Annotated in this window: 20 protein-coding genes and 1 tRNA gene; 18 read left to right on the forward strand and 3 right to left on the reverse strand. The window is 71.3% G+C overall.

Going from position 1 to position 21,309, the window contains the following annotated elements:
- Positions 1-14 precede the first annotated feature (14 nt).
- The 7 genes from AC1DP1_RS08160 to AC1DP1_RS08190 all read left to right on the forward strand — a co-directional run bounded on the left by AC1DP1_RS08160 (position 15) and on the right by AC1DP1_RS08190 (position 9,274).
- Entirely contained in the window at positions 15-1,049 is a 1,035-nt protein-coding gene (locus AC1DP1_RS08160) for a sugar phosphate isomerase/epimerase family protein (RefSeq protein ID WP_477506437.1), read from the forward strand.
- A gap of 179 nt (positions 1,050-1,228) precedes the next feature.
- On the forward strand, positions 1,229-3,934 hold the full coding sequence (topA, locus tag AC1DP1_RS08165; RefSeq protein WP_477506438.1) for a type I DNA topoisomerase: 2,706 nt from the start codon (positions 1,229-1,231) through the stop codon (positions 3,932-3,934).
- A gap of 211 nt (positions 3,935-4,145) precedes the next feature.
- A complete protein-coding gene (locus AC1DP1_RS08170; RefSeq protein WP_477506439.1) occupies positions 4,146-5,579 on the forward strand; it encodes a Vgb family protein in 1,434 nt (477 codons plus the stop codon).
- A gap of 39 nt (positions 5,580-5,618) precedes the next feature.
- Complete coding sequence (tmk, locus tag AC1DP1_RS08175) at positions 5,619-6,257, forward strand: dTMP kinase (RefSeq protein WP_477506440.1); 639 nt, start codon at positions 5,619-5,621, stop codon at positions 6,255-6,257.
- On the forward strand, positions 6,254-7,438 hold the full coding sequence (locus tag AC1DP1_RS08180; protein ID WP_477506441.1) for a DNA polymerase III subunit delta': 1,185 nt from the start codon (positions 6,254-6,256) through the stop codon (positions 7,436-7,438). Before tmk ends, AC1DP1_RS08180 begins: the two co-directional genes overlap by 4 nt.
- Positions 7,438-8,994, forward strand: a complete 1,557-nt coding sequence (locus AC1DP1_RS08185; RefSeq protein WP_477506442.1) for an alpha/beta hydrolase — start codon at positions 7,438-7,440, stop codon at positions 8,992-8,994. Before AC1DP1_RS08180 ends, AC1DP1_RS08185 begins: the two co-directional genes overlap by 1 nt.
- 112 nt (positions 8,995-9,106) lie before the next feature.
- Entirely contained in the window at positions 9,107-9,274 is a 168-nt protein-coding gene (locus AC1DP1_RS08190) for a DUF6767 domain-containing protein (protein WP_477506443.1), read from the forward strand.
- A 49-nt stretch (positions 9,275-9,323) separates the two neighbouring features.
- Here the strand turns inward: AC1DP1_RS08190 and AC1DP1_RS08195 are convergent, their stop codons facing one another.
- Entirely contained in the window at positions 9,324-9,767 is a 444-nt protein-coding gene (locus tag AC1DP1_RS08195) for an OsmC family peroxiredoxin (RefSeq protein ID WP_477506444.1), read from the reverse strand.
- A gap of 129 nt (positions 9,768-9,896) precedes the next feature.
- On the opposite strand from AC1DP1_RS08195, the gene AC1DP1_RS08200 reads away from it, so the two are divergent.
- Positions 9,897-9,969 (forward strand) — tRNA-Thr (locus tag AC1DP1_RS08200).
- A gap of 50 nt (positions 9,970-10,019) precedes the next feature.
- Here AC1DP1_RS08200 and AC1DP1_RS08205 read toward each other — a convergent pair.
- Entirely contained in the window at positions 10,020-10,490 is a 471-nt protein-coding gene (locus AC1DP1_RS08205) for a tRNA (cytidine(34)-2'-O)-methyltransferase (RefSeq protein ID WP_477506445.1), read from the reverse strand.
- Between the two features lie 120 nt (positions 10,491-10,610).
- Between AC1DP1_RS08205 and AC1DP1_RS08210 the strand changes: the two genes are divergently transcribed.
- From AC1DP1_RS08210 to AC1DP1_RS08235, 6 genes are all read left to right on the forward strand, one after another.
- Positions 10,611-11,798, forward strand: a complete 1,188-nt coding sequence (locus AC1DP1_RS08210; RefSeq protein WP_477506446.1) for a GGDEF domain-containing protein — start codon at positions 10,611-10,613, stop codon at positions 11,796-11,798.
- 93 nt (positions 11,799-11,891) lie between these two features.
- Positions 11,892-12,773, forward strand: coding sequence for a ribokinase (locus tag AC1DP1_RS08215; protein WP_477506447.1), 882 nt, complete (start codon positions 11,892-11,894; stop codon positions 12,771-12,773).
- Positions 12,774-12,890: 117 nt separating this feature from the next.
- Positions 12,891-13,295: a TOBE domain-containing protein gene (locus AC1DP1_RS08220; RefSeq protein WP_477506448.1), complete on the forward strand. Its 405-nt coding sequence runs from the start codon at positions 12,891-12,893 to the stop codon at positions 13,293-13,295.
- Entirely contained in the window at positions 13,292-14,068 is a 777-nt protein-coding gene (gene modA / locus AC1DP1_RS08225; RefSeq protein ID WP_477506449.1) for a molybdate ABC transporter substrate-binding protein, read from the forward strand. Before AC1DP1_RS08220 ends, modA begins: the two co-directional genes overlap by 4 nt.
- Positions 14,069-14,083: 15 nt before the next feature.
- Complete coding sequence (locus tag AC1DP1_RS08230; RefSeq protein ID WP_477506450.1) at positions 14,084-14,875, forward strand: ABC transporter permease; 792 nt, start codon at positions 14,084-14,086, stop codon at positions 14,873-14,875.
- Complete coding sequence (locus tag AC1DP1_RS08235; protein ID WP_477506451.1) at positions 14,872-15,927, forward strand: sulfate/molybdate ABC transporter ATP-binding protein; 1,056 nt, start codon at positions 14,872-14,874, stop codon at positions 15,925-15,927. Before AC1DP1_RS08230 ends, AC1DP1_RS08235 begins: the two co-directional genes overlap by 4 nt.
- Positions 15,928-15,938: 11 nt before the next feature.
- Here the strand turns inward: AC1DP1_RS08235 and AC1DP1_RS08240 are convergent, their stop codons facing one another.
- On the reverse strand, positions 15,939-16,952 hold the full coding sequence (locus tag AC1DP1_RS08240) for a LacI family DNA-binding transcriptional regulator (RefSeq protein WP_477506452.1): 1,014 nt from the start codon (positions 16,950-16,952) through the stop codon (positions 15,939-15,941).
- A 197-nt stretch (positions 16,953-17,149) separates the two neighbouring features.
- On the opposite strand from AC1DP1_RS08240, the gene AC1DP1_RS08245 reads away from it, so the two are divergent.
- From AC1DP1_RS08245 to AC1DP1_RS08260, 4 genes are all read left to right on the forward strand, one after another.
- Complete coding sequence (locus tag AC1DP1_RS08245) at positions 17,150-18,667, forward strand: sugar ABC transporter ATP-binding protein (protein ID WP_477506453.1); 1,518 nt, start codon at positions 17,150-17,152, stop codon at positions 18,665-18,667.
- Entirely contained in the window at positions 18,664-19,764 is a 1,101-nt protein-coding gene (locus AC1DP1_RS08250; protein ID WP_477506454.1) for an ABC transporter permease, read from the forward strand. Before AC1DP1_RS08245 ends, AC1DP1_RS08250 begins: the two co-directional genes overlap by 4 nt.
- On the forward strand, positions 19,761-20,834 hold the full coding sequence (locus AC1DP1_RS08255) for an ABC transporter permease (protein ID WP_477506455.1): 1,074 nt from the start codon (positions 19,761-19,763) through the stop codon (positions 20,832-20,834). The genes AC1DP1_RS08250 and AC1DP1_RS08255 overlap by 4 nt, the downstream gene beginning before the upstream one ends.
- Positions 20,835-20,856: 22 nt before the next feature.
- On the forward strand, positions 20,857-21,309 hold a 453-nt coding region (locus AC1DP1_RS08260; protein ID WP_477506456.1), incomplete at its 3' end, for a substrate-binding domain-containing protein.

A 21,309-nucleotide genomic window follows, 5' to 3' on the forward strand; every position in this document is an offset into this window, starting at 1 on the left:
GAAGAAGGCAGCACATGTGTTTCGGATATGACGGCGACGCCGCTCTGCGCGAGTCGCTCGAGAGGAAGGGCGCCAGCCGCCGCGGCCTGCTCCGCGGTGCCGTGGCGGGCGCAGCAGGAGCCACCGTGCTCGCCGCGGGCTCCCCGGCCCTGGCAGCCAAGCCCAGCCAGCACCCCGGCCAGGGCCACGGCCACGGCCACGGACGGCAGAAGGAGGTTCCGAGCGACCTGATCAGCATCCAGCTCTACACGCTGCGCTCGGCCATGACGACCAACGCCAGTGTGCTGCAGCAGTTCGACCAGCTCGCGAAGTTCGGCTACGAGCGCGTGGAGCGGGCCGGTCTCTACCCGGCCGCCGGCCTCGACACCGCGGCCAAGCTCAAGGCGGAGCTCGACGCCCGTGGCATCTGGGCCTCGTCGAGCCACGACGGGATCAGCACCGTCGCCGGCGGCACCGACCTCGACCCGGTCGCGTTCAACAAGAAGCTGGACGACGCCAACACGTTCGGCCAGAAGTACATCAACGTGCCCTACCTCAACTCCAACGCCAAGGCGGACTGGCAGCGGTGGGCCGAGCAGATGAATATCGAGGCACGGGCCGCGAAGCGTCGCGGCCTGCGCTACGGCTATCACAACCACGCCCACGAGTTCACCATCGACCTCGGGGGCGGCGAGACGCCGTGGGAGATCCTCACCAGCACACTCGACCCCAAGTACGTGCACCTCGAGGTCGACCTCTACTGGGCCTACACCGGCGGCGTGAACACCGGCGCGGCCGACCCGCTGCAGTTCGCGATCGACGTGATCAACTCCGCTCCGCAGGAGGTCCGCCAGTACCACGTCAAGGACCGCCACGGCGCCGACGCCGTCGCGCTCTACAACCAGCAGCCCGGCGACATGGCCGACCTCGGTCTCGGTGTGATCGACTTCCCGACCATCTTCAAGGCCCACCAGGCCGAGGAGTACATCGTGGAGAACGACACCCCGGACTTCCGGCCGGCAGCGACCGCCAACACGGGGTTCCGCTACCTCGACGGTCTCGACTTCTGACCCGTCCGGCAGCCTGACCCGCTCGGGCCCCACGTCCTCGTGATGTGGGGCCCGAGCCGTGCCCGGGGCGTGCCCGCAGCGGCCCCTGTGGACGGGCGAGGGGTGGCGATCTCGCGAACTGGCGCTACCGTTGCCGCGCTGAGCAACACCGCAGCAAGAACTTGAGGGAGCAAACACACGTGGCAAAGCTCGTCATCGTCGAGTCCCCGGCCAAGGCCCGCACCATCGGCGGCTACCTGGGCGCGGACTACGTCGTCGAGTCCTCGATCGGTCACATCCGCGACCTGCCCAACAACGCCGCGGACACCCCGGCCAAGATCAAGGACAAGCCGTGGGGCCGGCTCGCGGTCGACGTCGACAACGGGTTCGAGCCCTACTACGTCGTGCCGCGCGACAAGAAGAGCCACATCGCCAAGCTGAAGAAGCTGGTCAAGGACGCCGACGCCCTCTACCTCGCCACCGATGAGGACCGCGAGGGCGAGGCGATCGCCTGGCACCTCCTCGACGAGCTCAAGCCGCCGAAGGGCCTGCCGGTCCACCGGATGGTCTTCCACGAGATCACCAAGGCGGCGATCCTCGCCGCGGTCGAGAACCCCCGCGAGATCAACGACGACCTCGTCGAGGCCCAGGAGGCGCGCCGCATCCTCGACCGCCTCTACGGCTACGAGGTCTCCCCGGTGCTGTGGAAGAAGGTCATGTCCGGCCTCTCCGCCGGCCGCGTCCAGTCCGTCGCGACCCGGCTGGTCGTCGACAAGGAGCGCGAGCGGATGAAGTTCCGCGTCGCCTCCTACTGGGACCTCGACGCCACCTTCGACGCCGGCACGGGCCACGACCCGCGGATGTTCCCCGCCAAGCTCTACAGCCTCGACGACGTCCGTGTCGCCCGTGGCGCCGACTTCGACAACACCGGCGAGCTGAAGGGCAAGGCCGAGCGCGCCCACCTCTCCCGCGCCGACGCCGAGGCGCTCGCCGCCGGCCTCAGCGACACGACGTACGACGTCCGCTCGGTCGAGTCCAAGCCCTACCGCCGCTCGCCCTACGCCCCCTTCCGCACCACCACGCTGCAGCAGGAGGCCAGCCGCAAGCTCGGGATGAGCGCCAGCGTGACGATGTCGGTCGCGCAGCGGCTCTACGAGAACGGCTTCATCACCTACATGCGTACGGACTCCACGACGCTCTCGGACGCAGCGGTGGGGGCCGCGCGCGACCAGGTGCGTGAGCTGTACGGCGCCGAGTACCTGCCCGACTCGCCGCGGACCTACGCCTCCAAGGTGAAGAACGCGCAGGAGGCGCACGAGGCGATCCGGCCGGCCGGCGAGTCGTTCCGCACCCCGGCGCAGACCGGGCTGTCGGGTGAGCAGTTCCGCCTCTACGAGCTGATCTGGATGCGCACCGTCGCCTCGCAGATGAAGGACGCGGTCGGCAACTCGGTGACGATCCGCATCGGTGGCACCGCCACCGACGGCCGCGACGTCGTCTTCAGCGCGAGCGGCCGCACGATCACGTTCCACGGCTTCCTCAAGGCCTACGTCGAGGACATCGACGACGCCTCGAAGCGCAAGGACGACGCCGAGACGCGCCTGCCCAACCTCGTCCAGGGTGCTGCGGTGTCCGCGGCGACGCTGACCCCCGAGGGCCACGAGACGAAGCCCCCCGCGCGTTACACCGAGGCGACGCTCATCAAGGAGCTCGAGGACCGCGAGATCGGCCGCCCGTCGACCTACGCCTCGATCATCGGCACCATCCTCAACCGCGGCTACGTCTACAAGAAGGGCACCGCGCTGGTGCCGGCGTGGCTGGCGTTCTCGGTGATCCGGCTGCTCGAGGAGCACTTCCCGCGCCAGGTGTCCTACGAGTTCACCGCCGACATGGAGGACGTCCTCGACGAGATCGCCGGCGGCCGGAAGGACCGGGCCACCGAGCTCGGCGAGTTCTACTACGGCGCCGGTGAGGTGGTCGGCCTCAAGACCCTCGTGACCGAGCTCGGCGAGATCGACGCCAAGGAGATGGCGACCTTCCCGATCGGCGATGGCATCGACCTCCGCGTGGGCCGCTACGGCCCGTACGTCGAGGGCCCGGCCCCCGAGGACGGCGACGGCGCTCCGGTGCGCGCCAACGTGCCCGACGACCTGCCCCCCGACGAGCTCACCGTGGCCAAGGCCAAGGAGCTGCTGGCCAACCCGGCCGGCGAGGAGCAGGTGGTGGGCAACCACCCCGACACCGGCCTGCAGATCGTCGCCAAGAACGGCCGCTTCGGCCCCTACGTCACCGAGCTGCTGCCCGAGGACGCGCCCAAGTCGGCCAAGCCGCGCACGGGCTCGCTCTTCCAGTCGATGACCCTCGACACGGTCACGCTCGAGCAGGCGGTCCGGCTGCTCGACCTGCCGCGCATCGTCGGCACCGACGAGGACGGCACCGAGATCACCGCGCAGAACGGTCGCTACGGGCCCTACCTCAAGAAGGGCACCGACTCGCGCTCGCTGACCAGCGAGGACCAGATCTTCGACATCACCCTCGACCAGGCCAAGGCGATCTACGCCCAGCCCAAGCAGCGCGGTCGCGGCGCGGCCACCCCGCCGCTCAAGGAGCTCGGCAACGACCCCGTCTCCGGCCAGCCGGTGATCGTCAAGGCCGGCCGCTTCGGCGAGTACGTCACCGACGGCGAGTTCAACGCCACGCTCCGCAAGGACGACACCGTCGAGTCGATCACCCTCGAGCGCGCGGCCGAGCTGCTCGCCGAGCGGCGCGAGCGCGGCCCGGCCAAGAAGGCGGCCAAGAAGGGCGCGAAGAAGGCTCCTGCCAAGAAGGCGGCCGCGAAGAAGACGACCGCCAAGAAGACCGCGGCGAAGACGACGACGGCGAAGAAGGCCGCCAAGAAGTCCTGACGACCGTCGGACGGACCGAACGCGGCGGTTTGGCAGCGTCGTACGCCTGACGAGCGCGCCGCGACAGACGTCTGGTCCGTCCGACCGCCGGGGCCGAGGTTCATCCGTTGGTCTCTGGCTCCCACACCGTGCTTGCTGGTGGGGTGGACGCGACGGTGGGACGCGTGACCATGGGGGGATCGCGCCGCCGCGGACGGAAGTGACACGACCGATGGCCCGTGCCCGCCTTGCCCTGCTCACCGCGCTCACGTTGCTGGTATGCCCGCTCCTCGTCATGTCCGGTACGACGCCCGCGCACGCCGCGGTGAGCGTGTTCCCCGTGCCGACCAGCAACGCCGGGCTGGAGCGCATCGTCACCGCGCCCGACGGCAGCATGTGGTTCGTCGAGTCCGAGGTGGGCAAGATCGGGCGGATCACGACCTCGGGCGAGATCCAGGAGTACCGGCTCCCCCCGACCACGACCGGCAGCGTCGACGGCAGCGTGATGGGCATCGACGTCGGGTCCGACGGCGTGGTGTGGGTGACCTACGACTACGGGCGGAAGATCCTGTCCTACAACCCGGCGACGGGCGTGGCGACCGACTACGGCCTCGGCTCCTCCCCGTACGGCGGTGCCGTGCGCGTGGGCCTCGACGGCCGGGTCTTCGTGACGATGAACTTCGACGACTCGGGCATCGCGTCGCGCGCGCCGGGCGCGGCCGGGTTCTTCTGGTCGGCCAACGCCCCGGCCTGCGACGACGTTCTCGGCCGGGCCGCCGACGGCAGCATGTGGTGCCAGGGAGGCCGGGCGGCCGGCATGGACACGGTCGTCAAGGTCAACGCCGACGCGACGGGCGGCACGACGTACCCGCTGCCGAGCGACGCGACCTACCCGAACGCCCTCGCCGCCGGCCCGGTCGGCTCGATCTGGTTCACCCGCAGCAGCAGCGGCACGATCTTCACCAGCCCCAACAGCGGGTCGATCGGCTACCTCGACGCAGCCACCGGCGCGACCAGGATCTGGCAGACCGGCTCGCGGTCGGCTCCCGACGACCTGGTGCTCGGGCCCGACGGCAACATGTGGTTCACCAACATGGGCGCCGCGCCCGGCATCGGCCACATCTCGGCCAGTGGTGTCGGCGCCGTCAGCTCGGTCGGCAACTACCAGCCGACGTCCCTCACGTTCGGCCCCGACGGTGCGATCTGGTTCACCGATGCCGTGAACAACTCGATCGTCCGGGTGACCACCGACCAGCTCGGCACCACCAACGTCGACCTCGGCAACGGGGTCACGATGGTCTCGCCGACGGTCCCCCCGACCCCGCCGCCGGCCGTCGCTGCCGCCGCCGGCACGCTGCCCAAGGTCAAGGGCATCGCCAAGGTGAAGAAGGGCCGGCTCGCGGTTCCCGTCGCCTGCCCGGCGAGCGCGACGGGCGGCTGCGCCGGCAAGGTCGGGCTCGAGACCGCCAAGGGCGGCAAGGCGCTCGCGAAGCAGAAGACCTACAAGGTCGCGGCCGGCAAGAAGGCCAAGGTCAAGGTGAAGCTGTCGAAGAAGGGCCTGCGGCTCGTCCGGCCCGGGCGTACGACGAAGGTGCGGGTCGAGCTGACCCTGCCCGGGTCGAAGAAGGTGCAGGTGAAGCGGACGATCAAGGTCCGGCGAGGCTGACCGGGGAGCGTGTCCCACCCCGCCCGTAGGGTGTGCCACGTGAATGCAGGGGTCTATGCCGAGCACGGGCTCTTCGTGTGCTTCGAGGGGGGCGAGGGGGCCGGCAAGTCCACCCAGTCGCGCCTGCTGCGCGACTGGCTCGTCGAGCGCGGCCAGGCCGTCCTGCTCACCTTCGAGCCCGGTGACACGTCGGTCGGCAAGGAGCTGCGGCGCATCGTCCTCGACCCGGCGACCGGTGACCTGTCCGACCGCACGGAGGCCCTGCTCTATGCGGCCGACAAGGCCGAGCACGTCGACCACGTCGTCCTGCCCGCGCTCGCGCGCGGCGAGGTCGTGATCACCGACCGCTACGTCGACTCGACGCTGGCCTACCAGGGTGCGGGCCGCACGCTCGACGTGGCCGAGGTCGAGGCCGTCGCGCGCTGGGCCACCGGCGACCTCCGCCCGCACCTCACCGTCGTCCTCGACCTCGAGCCTCAGGCCGGGCTCGACCGGTTCACCGGCCGCGACCGGATCGAGGGGCAGTCGCTGGAGTTCCACCAGCGGGTGCGGCAGGGGTTCCTCGGGCTGGCCGCCGCCGACCCCGACCACTACGTCGTACTCGATGCGCGCGCCCCGATCGGCCAGATCGCCGCCGCGATCCAGCAGCGGGTCGCGCCCCTCCTGGAGCGCGCGTGACCACCCCGACCAGTCCCGCGACCCGCACCGTCTGGTCCGACCTCGTCGGCCAGCGTCCGACCATCGAGGTCCTCCAGCACGCCGCCGCCGGGGTCGGCATGACCCACGCGTGGCTGTTCACCGGGCCGCCGGGCTCCGGCCGGTCCAACGTGGCCCGCGCCTTCGCGACGGCGCTGCAGTGCGAGAAGCGGACCGGGTGCGGCGAGTGCGAGGCGTGCCGCCTCGGCACCAACGGCACCCACCCCGACATCACCTGGGTGAAGTCGGAGACCTCCGTGCTCTACGTCGACGACATGCGCGACCTGGTGCTGTCGGCGGCGAAGTTCCCGGCGATCGGGCGCTGGCAGATCGTGGTGATCGAGGACGCCGACCGGCTCGGCACCCCGGAGAACCCGCGCACCGGCAACGCGCTCCTCAAGGCGATCGAGGAGCCCACGCCCAAGACGATCTGGCTGCTGTGCGCGCCGACCGTGCAGGACGTGCTCCCGACGATCCGCTCCCGGTGCCGCACGCTGACGCTCGCGACGCCCGGCACTCGTGACGTCGCCGCCTTCCTGACCCGCAGCGACGGCATCTCCGAGACGATGGCCGGCTTCGCCGCGCGCGCCAGCCAGGGGCACATCGGCCGCGCCCGCGCGCTCGCCCTCGACGAGGAGACCCGCACCCGCCGCCGCGAGGTGATCAGCATCCCGGCCCGCCTGACGTCGCTGGGCTCCTGCATGACCGCGGCGACCAACCTCGCCGAGCTCGCGAAGGAGGAGACCGAGGCGATCACCGCCGACGCCGAGAGGCGCGAGCTGCAGGAGCTGCAGGCGATCTTCGGCAGCGAGCGCAAGGACACCACGAGCCGCTCCTACCGCGCAGCCCTGGCCGGGCTGGAGAAGCTTCAGAAGCAGAAGGCCAAGCGCCGCGTGCTCGACGTGATCGACCGCGCGCTGATGGACCTGGTCTCGGTCTACCGCGACGCGATCGCGCTGTCTGTCGGTGCGCCCGGGCTGCTCGTCAACGAGGAGCTGCGCGGCGACGTGCAGGTCGTCGCGCGGGCGGCCTCGCCCGAGGAGCTGCTGCGGATGATCGACGCGATCTTCACCGCGCGCGAGCAGATGTTGGAGTTCAACGTGCCGCCCCAGCTGGCACTGGAGTCGATGACGGTCGCGCTGCGGCTGCCCGGAGGACGTTGATGAAGAAGGCCGTCGCGGTGATCGCCGTGCTCGCACTGGCGCTCACCGCCTTCGTCGCGGTCGGACTCGCCATCCAGGGCGCCACGCCCGACTCGCCGGCCGCGGAGCCGACCCCGTCGCCGACGACACCGCCGCCGGCGGCCGTCACCGAGGCGCCGACCCCCGAGCTCGCCGAGCTCTACTCCCAGCGCATCGACTGGCAGCCCTGCGAGACCGATGACGACCAGGACTGCGGCTTCCTCACGGTGCCGGTCGACTACGCCGACCCGCAGGGGGAGACGATCGACCTGGCGCTGCTCCGCGTGCCGGCCAAGGGCTCGCGCGTCGGCTCCCTCGTGGTGAACCCGGGCGGTCCCGGCGCCCGCGGGACGACGTACGCCGCCGCGGGTGGGCAGGTGTTCCGCGAGCCGCTGCTCGACGGCTTCGACATCGTCGGCTTCGACCCGCGCGGGGTCGGGGCCTCGGCCCCGGTCGACTGCCTCAGCGACGCCGAGCTCGACGACTACCTCGGCGGCGACCCGACCCCCGACACGGCCGAGGAGCGCGCGGACTACCGCTCGACGGTGCTGTCCTTCGGCCCGGGTTGCGTCGCCGGCTCCGGCCCGGTCGTCGGCCACGTGACCACGATCGAGGCGGCCCGCGACATGGACGTGCTCCGCTCGGCGCTGGGGGAGGAGACGCTGAGCTACTTCGGTGCCTCATACGGCACCAAGCTCGGCGCGACCTACGCCGAGCTGTTCCCCGACAAGGTCGGGCGCTTCGTCCTCGACGGCGCCGTCGACGTCTCCCTCGACGCCAAGTCGATGGCGCTCGAGCAGGCCACCGGGTTCGAGACCGCACTGCGGGCCTACGTGCAGAACTGCCTCGACACGACCGACAACTGCTTCCTCGGCGACACCGTCGACGAGGGCCTGGCCACGATCACCGGGCTGCTCGAGTCGATCGAGGAGGAGCCGCTGCCCGCGGGCGACCGCGAGCTGACCATCGGCAACGCGTTCTACGGCGTCATCACCCCGCTCTACAACCGCGACTACTGGTTCCTGCTCAGCACGGCGCTCGCCTCTGCGCTGGACGGCAAGGGCTCGGCGCTGATGTCGCTGGCCGACGCCTACGCCTCGCGCAACCCCGACGGCAGCTACGCCGACAACTCGGTGGAGGCCAACTACTCGATCAACTGCCTCGACGACCCGACGTCCGTGCCGTTCGGCACCGTGTCCTCGCTGTTCCCGGAGTTCGAGGAGGCCTCGCCGACCTTCGGCCGGATCTTCGCCTGGGGGATGGCCCTGTGCCGTGGAGTCGACGTGTCGTCCAGCGAGGAGCCGCTGACGATCCGGGGCGAGGGCGCGGCGCCGATCGTGGTCCTCGGCACCAGCCGCGACCCCGCGACGCCGCTGAAGTGGGCCGAGGCCCTTTCGGCCCAGCTCGACTCCGGGGTGCTCGTCGAGCGCGACGGCGACGGCCACACGGCCTACAACGCCGGCAACGAGTGCATCGACACGCTCGTCGAGGACTACCTCCTCGACGGCGACGTGCCCGCCGACGGCACGACCTGCTGACACCCTCGCTCGGCTGCGTCATACCGATCGGCACTCATACGTGCGCCTTCGCATGACGCAGTGGGGACCTTCGGCCCTACGATGTGCCGGCGCGGCTGCCTAACGTCGAGACATGGCGTACGTCGACGCGCGGTGCCCGCTGCGGCCCGGTGACATGTGCAGCCTGTGCGTGCCCGGAGCCACCGGCCCGGCGGACTGCCCGACCGTGGCCGAGGTGATGCGCGACCCGGCGCTTCGCGAGCGGCTGGCCGAGCTGAGACTGGAGGTCGCCGCCGGCTGACCGGTGGTCGAGGAAGCCGCTGCGCGACCTCCTCGACCAGCGGAGGTGGTCAGCCCTCGAGCGCGGCGTCGAGCGTGATGTCGACGGCGGCGAGTGCCTTGCTGATCGGGCAGTCGGCCTTGGCTTTCTCGGCGGCCTGCTTGAACGCGGCGTCGTCGAGGCCGTCGACCTCGCCGCGCACCTTGAGCACGATGCCGGTCAGCTTGAAGCCGCCGGCCTCCTTGTCGGCACCGAGCGTCACGTCGGCGGAGACGTCGAGCGCCTGGACCGTGCCACCGGCCTCGGTGACGAGGTTGGACAGCGACATCGCGTAGCAGGCGGAGTGGGCCGCGGCGACGAGCTCCTCAGGACTCGTGGTCCCGTCGGCGTCCTCGGCGGCGCGCTTGGGGAAGTTCACGTCGAAGGTGCCGGCGCCGGAGCTGGTGAGCTCCACCTGGCCGGATCCGTCCTGGAGTCCGCCGTTCCATGCCGTGCGTGCGGAGCGAGTGGGCATCGTGCCTCCTGAGGTGGTTCGGTGCGGTCGCTGTCGAACGTAGCCGGTGTGCCCCACCCCGTGATTTCTGCCAGACGAACGCTCTCCGTATACTCGCCTCCGGTCCACCGAGCGCGCTCGGCGGGCCACGCCGCCTTAGCTCAGTCGGTAGAGCGAGTCACTCGTAATGACTAGGTCGTCAGTTCGATTCTGACAGGCGGCTCCGACGCCCCCGGGGACCCGAGACCCTGGGGGCGTCTCTGCTCTGCGGGGTCACTGTGCGCCGGTGAAGCCGTGCTGCCGCCACGCCTCGTAGACCACCACGGCCGCGGAGTTGGACAGGTTGAGCGACCGGCGCCCGGCGATCATCGGGATCCGGAGCCGGTCGGTGACCCGCTCGTGGGTCAGCACCTCGGGCGGCAGGCCGGTCGGCTCGGGGCCGAAGAGCAGCACGTCGTCCGGCTCGAACGCCACGTCGGTGTGCCAGCGGGTGGCGCGGGCGGTGAAGGCGTACACCCGTGACCCGGCCAGTGCGTCGCTCCCGAGCGCGGTGTCCAGGTCGGGGTGCACGACCACCGACGCCAGGTCGTGGTAGTCCAGACCGGCGCGCTTGAGCTGGGGCTCCGACAGGTCGAAGCCGAGGGGCTCGACGAGGTGCAGGGTCGCGCCGGTCCCCGCCACCATCCGGATGGCGTTGCCGGTGTTGGGCGGGATCCGGGGCTCGAGGAACATCACGTGGAACACGGGGTCAGCCTCACATCCCGCGGGTGCGCACCGTTCGCGGCACCTGCTCCAAGCGCTGGCGTGTCCACGGTCGCGACTGAGACCATGGCGGCTCGCCCGACTCGGACGGGGAAGTGGATCATGCTCGACACCGACAGCCTGCGCATCTCCTTCGCCCTCGAGGCGCTTGTCCTGCTGGTGCTCTTCCTCGCGATCACCTACCGGATCGGCCGGTCCGCCTACGCGGCGTGGTGGTGCGCGTCCCTCGTGGCCTTCCTCGTCGGCGCCGTGGCATTCCTCCTCAGCGGAACCGTCCACCAGGTGTGGGCGATCCCGCTGGGCAACGCCCTCATCGCCTTCGGCGTGGGCTGCGTGTGGGCGGGCGCCCGGTCCCTGCGACAGCTCTCGCTCCCGTGGCGGCTCCTGCTCATCGCACCCGCCGTGGTGGTGATCGCGACGACGCTGGGCGGCCCGGGTGGCGACGTGTGGGCGGGCGGAGCGACCTTCCTCGCGGCGATGTGGATCCAGTTCGCCCTGGCGGCCCGCGAGCTCTGGCGCCTGGTGGCCGAGAGCTACGCCGCGCAGGTCGACGGCGGCTCGTACCGCGCATCGGTCTGGGCCCTCGCGGCCATGTCCAGCGGCGCGGCCGTGTTCTACCTCGGCCGCTGGATCGCGTTCCTGGTCGTCGGCCCCGGCGAGCCGCCGTTCACGACGGTCTTCGGCGAGGCGGTCACCACCCTCATCACCACCGCGCTGCTGGCCACGGTGTCGTTCGGCATGTCCACCCTGAGCGAGGAGCAGCAGAAGGCGGTGCTCCGCGACGCGGCGCACCGCGACGCTCTCACCGGACTGCTCAACCGGTCGGGCTTCGTGCACCACGCGGAGCTGGCGCTCCACGCCGGGAAGCGACACGGCACGTCCGGCTCGCTGATCATCGCCGACCTCGACCACTTCAAGCAGGTCAACGACGTCCACGGTCACCAGGCGGGCGACCACGCGCTCGTCGCCTTTGCCGACGCGTGCCGCAGCGCCGTACGAGTCAGCGACGTGGTGGCCCGTCACGGCGGTGAGGAGTTCGTCCTGCTGCTCCCCGGTGCCGACGCCGACCGGGCCGACGAGGTGGCGCGCGCGATCAGCGAGGAGATGGCGCGGCGGTCGCCACTCGGCGAGGTGGTGCTCCCGACGGTCAGCTTCGGCATCGCCCCTCTCGAACCCACGGCGAGCCTCGAGCGCGTGATCGAGCGCGCGGACGCGGCGCTCTACCGTGCGAAGGCGACCGGGCGGAACCGCGCGGTCCACTACGCCGGCGACCGGCACGACCCGGAGTGACGGCCGTGCGCGCGTCCACCCAGCCGCCGCAGGTCGTCTAGTCGGCAACGCACGGTCCTGCCGTCTGCATCACAATGACCTCGAGGAGGCGCGATGAGCTCGGTGGTGGTCGTCGGCTCGATCAATGTCGACGTCGTGATGCACGTCCCCGGCTTCCCCGTGCCCGGGGTGACCCTCCTGGCCGACCGCGTCGAGCGCTCGCCCGGTGGCAAGGGGGCGAACCAGGCGGTGGCGGCCGCTCGGTCCGGTGCGGCGACCCGCATCCTGGGAGCGGTCGGCGACGACGGCGACAGCGCGCCCCAGGTCGACGCACTGGTCGCGGCCGGGGTGGACGTGTCGGGGGTGGAGACCTGCTCCGGGCGGACCACCGGGACCGCGTTCGTGATGGTCGCCCCGTCCGGTGAGAACGCCATCGTGGTGGACGCCGGCGCCAACGGCCTCCTCGACCTACGTCGTGTCGTCGCCGCGCTGTCCGATCGCGGGACCACGGCCCCGGACGTCGTCCTCCTGCAGTCGGAGGTCGGCGCGGCGGTGGTCGACGCCGCGGCCGCAGCGGCGTACGAGCGAGGCATCCGGGTGGTCGTCAACAACGGCCCCTGGCTGCCCCTCGCGGCGGCGACGCTCGAGGCGGCGGACCCCCTCGTGGTCAACGAGCACGAGGCGGCCGAGGCCTGCGACGCGTCCGGCACGGAGGGCGCGGACCTGGCTGATGCCGTACGCCGGCGACACGGCTGCAGGTCGGTGGTGGTCACCCGCGGCGCCGAGGGGGCGTCGATCAGCGGCGCGGAGGCGTCGGCCCGGATCGCGGCGCTGCCGGTCGAGCGCGTCGTCGACACGACGGGTGCCGGGGACGCCTTCGTCGGGACGCTCGCTGCCGTGCTGGCGCAGGGCCGCAGCCTGAGGCGAGCTGTCGAGGAGGGCCAGCGCGCGGGTGCGGCGGTGGTGGCCCGGCTGGGAGCTCGCGGAGACCGGTGAGCAGCAGCTGGACGAACCGGTGCTGGCCGGCAACGGGTCCCGCCCACGAGCGACGGATGCGCAGGAACGGCGGAAGTAGGTCACCCGGACCGCGTCTGCTCTAGTAGGGTTCGATCCATGCCGCAGATGAGGATCCGTGATGCGGCGGCGTACCTGGGTGTCAGTGACGACACCGTGCGCCGCTGGATCGACAACGGCACGCTGCCCGCCACGGTCGACCAGGCCGGCCGCAAGGTCGTCGACGGCTACGAGGTCGCGAAGGTCGCGCGCCAGCACGCGTCGCCGCCGCCGTTGCCGGGAGGACTGGCGAGCTCTGCGCGGAACCGCTTCGTCGGTCTGGTGACGGACGTCCGTACCGACTCGGTGATGGCGCAGGTCGAGCTCCAGTGCGGGCCGTTCCGGGTGGTGTCGCTCATGTCCAGCGAGGCCGTCCGCGACCTGGGGCTGGAGCTCGGGTCGGTGGCGATCGCCGCCATCAAGTCCACGAACGTGATCATCGAGACTGCTCAGGAAGCATCATGAAGCGCTGGTGCACGACCCTGGCCGCCCTGCTGCTGGTCACCGCGACCGCTGCCTGCAGCGACGACGACGCCGACGCCGCTGACCCCGGCGGCGACGGGGGGACCACGCTCACGGTGTTCGCCGCCGCGTCGCTGACCTCCAGCTTCGAGCAGCTCGGCGAGAGCTTCGAGAAGTCCCACGAGGGCGTCCAGGTCGACTTCAACTTCGCGGGCTCCTCCGACCTCGTCGCGCAGGTCCAGAGCGGCGCCCCGGCCGACGTGCTCGCCTCGGCCGACGAGGCCAACATGGAGAAGCTCACGGCCGACGACCTGCAGGGCTCGGACCCGGAGCTGTTCGCCACCAACACCCTCGAGATCGCCACGCCCCCGGACAACCCCGCCGACGTGCAGTCCCTCGAGGACCTGGCCGACCCCGACATCAACCTCGTCATCTGTGCCCCGGAGGTGCCGTGCGGCGCCGCCTCCCAGTCCGTCGCCGAGGCCGCCGGGGTCACCCTCGAACCGGACAGCGAGGAGCAGTCGGTGACCGACGTGCTGGGCAAGGTCACCTCTGGTGAGGCCGACGCGGGCCTCGTCTACGTCACCGACGTGATCACAGCCGGTGACGCCGTGCAGGGCATCGAGCTCCCGGAGTCGGCGTCGGTGGTGAACAGCTACCCGATCGCCACGGTGGCAGGCAGCGAAAACGCCGACCTCGCCCAGGAGTTCGTCGACCTCGTGCTCAGCGACGAGGGCCAGCAGGTTCTCGCCGACGCCGGCTTCGGCCAGCCCTGAGGGGCTGAGCCTGACATGGCGCGGGTCCATCGCGACGTCGGGGTGCCGTCGTGGATCTTCGTGCCGGCAGCGGTGGGAGCAGCCTTCGTGCTGCTCCCGCTGGCCGCCATGGTCGCCCGGGTCGAGTGGGGCAGCTTCGTCGAGCTGATCACCTCCGAGTCGTCCCGGGAGGCGCTGCTCCTCAGCCTGAAGACCTCCACCATCAGCACCCTCGCCTGCATCGTCATCGGCGTTCCGATGGCCGTCGTCCTGGCCCGCACCGAGTTCCCCGGGCAGTGGTTCCTGCGCTCGCTCGTGCTGCTCCCACTGGTGCTGCCACCGGTGGTCGGGGGCATCGCCCTGCTGTACACGTTCGGGCGCCGTGGTCTGCTCGGGGAGACCATCGACGTGCTCGGCTTCCAGATCGCCTTCTCCACCACCGCGGTGGTGATGGCCCAGACGTTCGTCGCGCTGCCGTTCCTCGTCGTCAGTCTCGAAGGGGCGCTGCGCACGGCCGGGCGACGGTACGAAGTGGTGGCCGCCTCGCTGGGTGCGCGACCGACCACCGTGTTCCGGCGCGTCACCATCCCGCTCGTGCTGCCCGGCCTCGTGTCCGGAGCCGTGCTCTCCTTCGCCCGGTCGCTCGGCGAGTTCGGGGCCACCATCACCTTCGCCGGGAGTCTCCAGGGAGTGACCAGGACCCTGCCGCTCGAGATCTACCTGCGCCGGGAGACCGACGCCGACGCCGCGGTCGCGCTCTCGCTGGTGCTGGTCGTGGTCGCCGTCGTGGTCATCGGGTTCGCCCGGCAAGGACGAACGGCCCTGTGACGTTCACGTTCTCCGCGCACGTGCCCGACCGGGACGTCGACGTCGCCTTCACCGTCGCCCCCGGCGAGACCGTCGCGCTGCTGGGCCCCAACGGCGCCGGCAAGTCCACCGTGCTCGCCGTCGCTGCCGGGCTGATCCGCCCCGACAGGGCCGAGATCACGCTCGACGGTCGGGCCCTCACCGCCACAGGGGGCAGCGGCCGGCACGCCTGGGTCGCGCCGCACGACCGCGAGATCGCCCTCCTCGCCCAGGACCCGCTCCTGTTCCCGCACCTCTCGGTGCTCGACAACGTCGAGTTCGCCCCACGCGCCCGGGGCGTCGCACGCTCGCAGGCGCACGCGACCGCACGACACTGGCTCGACCAGGTCGGGGTCGCGGAGCTGGCCGACCGCAAGCCCTCCCAGGTCTCAGGAGGACAGGCCCAGCGCGTCGCCGTCGCCCGCGCGCTGGCAGCAGACCCCAGGCTGCTGCTCCTCGACGAGCCGATGGCCGCCCTCGACGTCGCGGTCACCCCGGCACTGCGCCAGACACTTCGCAGCGTGCTCGCCGAGCGAAGCGTCATCCTCGTCACCCACGACGCCCTCGACGCCCTGCTCCTCGCCGACACCGTCATCGTGCTCGACCGCGGCAGGATCGTCGAGCAGGGCCCGGTGGCCGAGGTCCTGACCCGACCCCGCAGCGCCTTCGCCGCCCGGATCGCCGGGCTCAACATCCTGCACGGGACCTGGCACGCCGATCGCGTGCAGACCCCTGACGGCGCCACCATCCAGGGCATGGTCGACGGCCCCAGCCCTGGCGACGGCGACACCGCGGTCGCAGTGTTCTCGCCCTCGGCGGTCTCGGTGTTCCGGGAGCCACCGGGCGGCAGTCCGCGCAACGTGCTCGCTGCGCGCGTCACCGAGATCGAGCCCCACGGTGACCGCATCCGCGTCCGCGCCGCAGGGCTCAGCGCCGACGTCACCGCCCAGGCAGTCGCCGAGCTGGACCTGGTCCCGGGCGCCGACGTCACCTTCAGCGTGAAGGCCACCGAGGTCGCCGTCTACCGCAGCTGACCGGGCGGTCCTCAGCCCCGGGTCGAACGACGGGCGACCAGCTCGGGGGTGAAGACGACCTGCTGGTGCAGGTGGTCGGGGTTGTCCGCCTCGTCGAGCACCAGCTCGGCCGCCCGGCGTCCGAGCTCCTGGCGCGGCTGGCGCACCGAGGTGAGGGGCACGGCAGCGGCAGCGGCGTACTCGATGTCGTCGTAGCCGACGATGGCCAGGTCTCCGGGCACCGAGAGACCGGCGGTGCTGAGCTGCTGGAGCAGGCCGAGGGCCAGCAGGTCGTTGGCGCAGAACGCCGCCGTCGGGCGTCGGCTGCTCGCGATCCCCATCACCCGCTCGCCCGCCGAGCGTCCCTCGGCGACCGTGAGGGCCTCGGTGCCGACCACGACCAGCTGGTCGTCGGGCAGGCCGGCGGCGACCCAGGCCTCGCGAGCGCCCGCGAGGCGGTCGCGCACCTGTCCGATCGTCTCCGGGCCGCCGATGAACGCGACCCGGGTGTGCCCGGCCTCCACGAGGTGCTCGACGGCGAGACGCCCGCCGAGGACGTCGTCGACCGCGACGGAGCAGAAGTGGTCGTCGTCGCGCGTGCGGTCCACGATCACCAGCGGCGTGCCGTTGCGGCGTACGTCGTCCAGCGCGGCGGCGTTCGGGTCGACGGGCGTGACGAGGATCCCCTGCACCCGCTGCTCGACGAGGTGCGCCAGGTAGTCGCCCTCGCGGGAGGCCCGGTTGCCGGAGTGGCACAGGAAGAGCGAGAGGCCGGCCGACTCGGCCGCGAGCTCCGCGCCCTGCGCGACGTCGGTGAAGAAGGGGTTGCGGGCGTCGAGCAGGACGTAGGCCAGCGTGCGGCTCCGCCCGGCGCGCAGCTGGCGGGCGGACTCGTTGCGGACGAACCCGAGGTCGCGCATGGCCTGCTCGACCTTCGCCCGGGTGGCGGGGGAGACGCGGTCGGGACGGTTGAGGACGTTGCTCACGGTGCCGAGCGAGACGTGGGCGAGGGCGGCGACGTCCTTGACCGAGGAGGCCTTCGCCACGGCAGCCCCTCTCGCACCAGCCGTCGTCGCGAGGGTCGCGCCGTGGCGTTGAAACGATTGTCGATCCGGAGCGTACGCCATCGCGGCCCCTCGCGTGGCGAGCCGACACCGGCCCACAAATGGCCCGCGGTGACGGTTGACAGGTGTGACGACCCTCACCTACCGTTCCGTTGAAACCTTTCAAACCGAGGAGCCACATGCCTGCCAGCAACGCCGCCGCACCGGTGCTCGAGCTGCGCGACGTCTCCAAGTCGTTCGGGCCCGTGGTCGCCCTGCGCTCCGGCAGCCTGCGCGTCGAGGCGGGCTCGATCCACGCCCTGGTGGGGGAGAACGGCGCCGGCAAGTCGACGCTGGTCAAGGTCGTCGCCGGCGTGCACCGCCGCGACTCGGGCACCTTCGAGCTCGGCGGCGAGGCCGTCGACTTCTCCTCCACGGCCGAGTCCAAGAAGTCGGGCGTCGCGGTGATCTACCAGGAGCCGACGCTCTTCCCGGACCTCTCGGTCACCGAGAACATCTTCATGGGCCGCCAGATCCTCACCTCGGGCCGACGCATCGACCGCGCGGCGATGTACGCCGAGGCGGAGCGGCTCTTCGACCGGCTCGGGGTGCGGATCGACCCCCGCCGTCCGGCCGAGGGCCTGTCGATCGCCGACCAGCAGATCATCGAGATCGCCAAGGCCATCTCGCTCGACGCCCGGCTGCTCGTCATGGACGAGCCGACCGCCGCGCTGAGCGGCGTCGAGGTCGACCGGCTGTTCGCCGTGGCCCGCAGCCTGCGTGACGAGGGCCGCGCGCTGGTCTTCATCTCCCACCGCTTCGACGAGGTCTTCGACCTCGCCGACACCGTCACCGTCATGCGCGACGGCTCCTACATCGACACCAAGACGATCGCCGAGACCACGCCGTCCGAGCTGGTCTCGCTGATGGTCGGCCGCGACGTCGACGACCTGTTCCCCAAGGTGGCCGCCGAGATCGGCGAGCCGGTCCTGCAGGTGCGCGGCCTCAGCCGCGCCGGCGTCTTCCACGACATCGACCTCGAGGTCCGCGCCGGCGAGATCGTCGGCCTGGCCGGCCTGGTCGGCGCCGGGCGCAGCGAGGTCGCACGAGCGGTCTTCGGCGTCGACTCCTACGACTCCGGGTCGGTCTCGGTGTCCGGCAGACCGGTCAAGGCCAAGGCCCCTCGCTCCGCGATCCGCGCCGGCATGGCGTTCATCCCCGAGGACCGCCGCAAGCAGGGCCTCGTCATCGACTCCTCGGTCACCCGCAACGTCGCCGGCGTCATCCGCAGCAGCATCGCGAAGGCCGGGCTGTTGACCTCCTCCATGGAGAACCGGGCCGCCGGCCCCTGGGCCGGACGCCTCGAGGTGAAGACCAGCGCGCTCGACATGACTGCGGCCACGATGAGCGGCGGCAACCAGCAGAAGGTCGTCATCGCCAAGTGGCTGGCCACCGATCCCAAGCTGCTGATCATCGACGAGCCCACCCGGGGCATCGACGTCGGCACCAAGGCCGAGGTGCACCGGCTGCTCTCGGAGCTCGCCGGGCAGGGCCTCGCGATCCTGATGATCTCCTCCGAGCTCCCCGAGGTCCTCGGCATGGCCGACCGCGTCGTCGTCCTGTGCGAGGGCCGGATCACCGCCGAGCTCGACCGTGCCGACGCCACCCCCGAGGCCGTCATGCACGCCGCCACCCACCACCTGGAGGACGCTCGATGAGCCACACCGACGTCGAGCGCCCGGACTCGGGCCACGACGGTGCCGACACCACCGAGGTGTCCGCGAGCGAGGCGCTGCTCGTCGAGCCGAGCCGGCTCTCCCCGACGCGCCGCGCGCTGACGACCGTGCTGCGCTCGCGCGAGCTGTCGATCTTCCTCGTGCTGGTGGCCGTCGTCGTGCTCGCGACCTCGAAGAACAACGGCTTCCTGTTCAGCAGCGACGGCTGGCGCAACTTCCTGCTCAACCCGTCGATCCTCGTGCTGCTCGCCGTCGGCCAGGCCGTCGTGATCATCACCCGCAACGTCGACCTCTCCGTCGGCTCGGTGATGGCGCTGACCGCCTACCTCACCGGGCGGCTGTTCATCGAGCAGCCCAACATCCCGATCGTCGCGGTGCTGGCGGCGTGCCTGCTGCTCGGCGCGGTCCTCGGCCTCGTCAACGGCGTGCTGGTGGCGTACGGCGGTGTGCCTGCGCTGGTCATCACGCTCGGCACGCTCTACATCTACCGCGGCATCATGCTCACCTGGGCCGGCAGCGACCGGATCAACGCCGGCGACCTGCCCCGCGAGTTCCTCCAGCTCGGCACCCGCTCGGTGCTCGGCGTGCCGCTCCTCACGATCCTCGCGCTCGTCGTCCTGGCGATCGTCGGCTACTACCTCTACACCGCCCGCGGTGGTCGCGAGCTCTACGCGATCGGCTCCGACCCGGACGCCGCGGTCCTCTACGGCCTGCCCGTACGCCGCCGCCTGCTCGCGGCGTTCGTGCTGAGCGGCGCGCTGGCGGGTCTCGCCGGCGCCCTCTACACCGCCCGCTACGGCACCGTGAGCTCGAGCGTCGGCCTGGGCATCGAGCTGCAGGCCGTCGCCGCGGCGGTCATCGGCGGCGTCGCGATCTTCGGCGGCAGCGGCACCGTGTGGGGCGCGGCGATCGGCGCCTTCCTGCTCGTGACCATCAACCGGGCCCTGCCCAGCCTCGGCATCGAGGACTTCTGGCAGCGCGCCGTCGTCGGCGCCCTGATCCTCGGCGCGATCGTGCTCGACCGCGTCCTCGCCGTCAGACAGGCCCGCAAGCTCGCCGAATCGAGGGACCACTCATGACGACCACCCAGTCCCCGGCTGCGCCGACCCGCACGTACGCCGACTACTCGGCGCCGCTGTGGCGACGCTGGCTCCTGACCCGCGAGATGGCCGTCATCGCGCTGACCGTCGCGGTCTTCGTCTACGCGACGATCAACGTGGACAACTTCGACGGCCCGCTGACCGTGAAGTTCCTCCTCCAGGACATCGCACCCATCCTGCTGATCGCCCTGCCGATGACGCTGATCATCATCACCGGCGAGATCGACCTGTCGGTCGCGAGCATCATGGGCCTGAGCAGCGTGCTGCTCGGCGTCTTCCACGACGGCGGCATGTCGATCCCGGTCGCCGCGGTCCTCGCCCTGCTGGCCGGGCTGGCGTGCGGCGCCCTCAACGGCTTCCTCATCGCGTACGTCGGGCTGCCGTCGCTCGCCGTCACCATCGGCACGCTCGCGCTCTTCCGCGGCATCGCCGTCGGCCTGCTCGGCACCACGGCCATCACCGACTTCACGGACACGTGGTCCGACCTCGCGACCAACACGATCGGCGAGTCACGGATCCCGCTGGTGATGATCCCCTTCGCGGTGCTGACCATCGCCTTCGTCGTGCTGCTGCACTTCTCCACCTTCGGGCGCGGCATCTACGAGATCGGGCTCAACGACGAGGCGGCCCACTTCACCGGCGTCAACGTCGCCCGGACCAAGTTCATCCTCTTCGTCCTCTCGGGCGTGGTGTCCGCCTTCGCCGGCATCTACTTCACCCTGCGCTACGGCTCGGCCCGCGGCGACAACGCCACCGGCTACGAGCTCCAGGTGATCGCCGCTGTCCTCCTCGGCGGCGTCTCGATCTTCGGCGGCCGCGGCCGGCTGCACGGCGTGCTCGCCGGCGTCGTGCTGATCGGCGTCATCTCCAGCGCCCTGCGCCTGGAGAGCGTGACGGTCAACGTCACCAACATCATCGTCGGCCTGCTGCTCGTGGCCTCGGTGATCCTCCCCAGCGTCCTTGCGTGGACCTCGTCGAGGTTGCCCCGCAAGGCAGCGACTCCTCCGGAGTCGAGCCCCACCCCGAACGCCGCATCCGCCGGCGTCTAGGAACCCGAAAGGCAGACCCACCATGAAGTTCCACACCCGGCGGCCGATCGCTCTGGCTGCGATCATCCTCACCGCCTCCGCGGCGCTCACCGCGTGCGGCGGCGACGACAGCGGCGACAGCGGCTCCGACAGCAGCAGCGACGGCGGCGAGCTCAGCATGACGATGCTGCCGAAGAACCTCGGCAACCCGTACTTCGACACCAGCACCGCCGGTGCCGAGGCAGCGGCCGAGGACCTCGGTGTCGAGATCGAGGAGGTCGGTCCCGAGACCGCCAGCCCCGACGCCCAGGTGTCCTACATCAACACCGTCGCCCAGCAGGGCAAGGACGCCCTGATCCTGTCGGCCAACGACCCCGAGGCCCTCTGCGACGCGATCGACGAGGCCCGCAGCGCCGACGTCAAGGTGATCACCTTCGACGCCGACACCAACCCCGACTGCCGCGACCTGTTCATCAACCAGGCCACCGCCGAGGGC

Source organism: Nocardioides sp. P4_G10 (assembly GCF_056401175.1).

Bases quoted from the DNA above. Each gene is read 5' to 3' on its own strand.
- AC1DP1_RS08190 (WP_477506443.1), top strand. From the start codon at position 9,107: ATGGCGTACGTCGACGCGCGGTGCCCGCTGCGGCCCGGTGACATGTGC.
- AC1DP1_RS08250 (WP_477506454.1), top strand. From the start codon at position 18,664: ATGAGCCACACCGACGTCGAGCGCCCGGACTCGGGCCACGACGGTGCC.
- AC1DP1_RS08215 (WP_477506447.1), top strand. From the start codon at position 11,892: ATGAGCTCGGTGGTGGTCGTCGGCTCGATCAATGTCGACGTCGTGATG.
- AC1DP1_RS08220 (WP_477506448.1), top strand. From the start codon at position 12,891: ATGCCGCAGATGAGGATCCGTGATGCGGCGGCGTACCTGGGTGTCAGT.
- AC1DP1_RS08195 (WP_477506444.1), bottom strand. From the start codon at position 9,767: ATGCCCACTCGCTCCGCACGCACGGCATGGAACGGCGGACTCCAGGAC.
- modA (WP_477506449.1), top strand. From the start codon at position 13,292: ATGAAGCGCTGGTGCACGACCCTGGCCGCCCTGCTGCTGGTCACCGCG.
- AC1DP1_RS08170 (WP_477506439.1), top strand. From the start codon at position 4,146: ATGGCCCGTGCCCGCCTTGCCCTGCTCACCGCGCTCACGTTGCTGGTA.
- AC1DP1_RS08230 (WP_477506450.1), top strand. From the start codon at position 14,084: ATGGCGCGGGTCCATCGCGACGTCGGGGTGCCGTCGTGGATCTTCGTG.
- AC1DP1_RS08185 (WP_477506442.1), top strand. From the start codon at position 7,438: ATGAAGAAGGCCGTCGCGGTGATCGCCGTGCTCGCACTGGCGCTCACC.
- AC1DP1_RS08210 (WP_477506446.1), top strand. From the start codon at position 10,611: ATGCTCGACACCGACAGCCTGCGCATCTCCTTCGCCCTCGAGGCGCTT.
- AC1DP1_RS08245 (WP_477506453.1), top strand. From the start codon at position 17,150: ATGCCTGCCAGCAACGCCGCCGCACCGGTGCTCGAGCTGCGCGACGTC.
- AC1DP1_RS08255 (WP_477506455.1), top strand. From the start codon at position 19,761: ATGACGACCACCCAGTCCCCGGCTGCGCCGACCCGCACGTACGCCGAC.
- AC1DP1_RS08160 (WP_477506437.1), top strand. From the start codon at position 15: ATGTGTTTCGGATATGACGGCGACGCCGCTCTGCGCGAGTCGCTCGAG.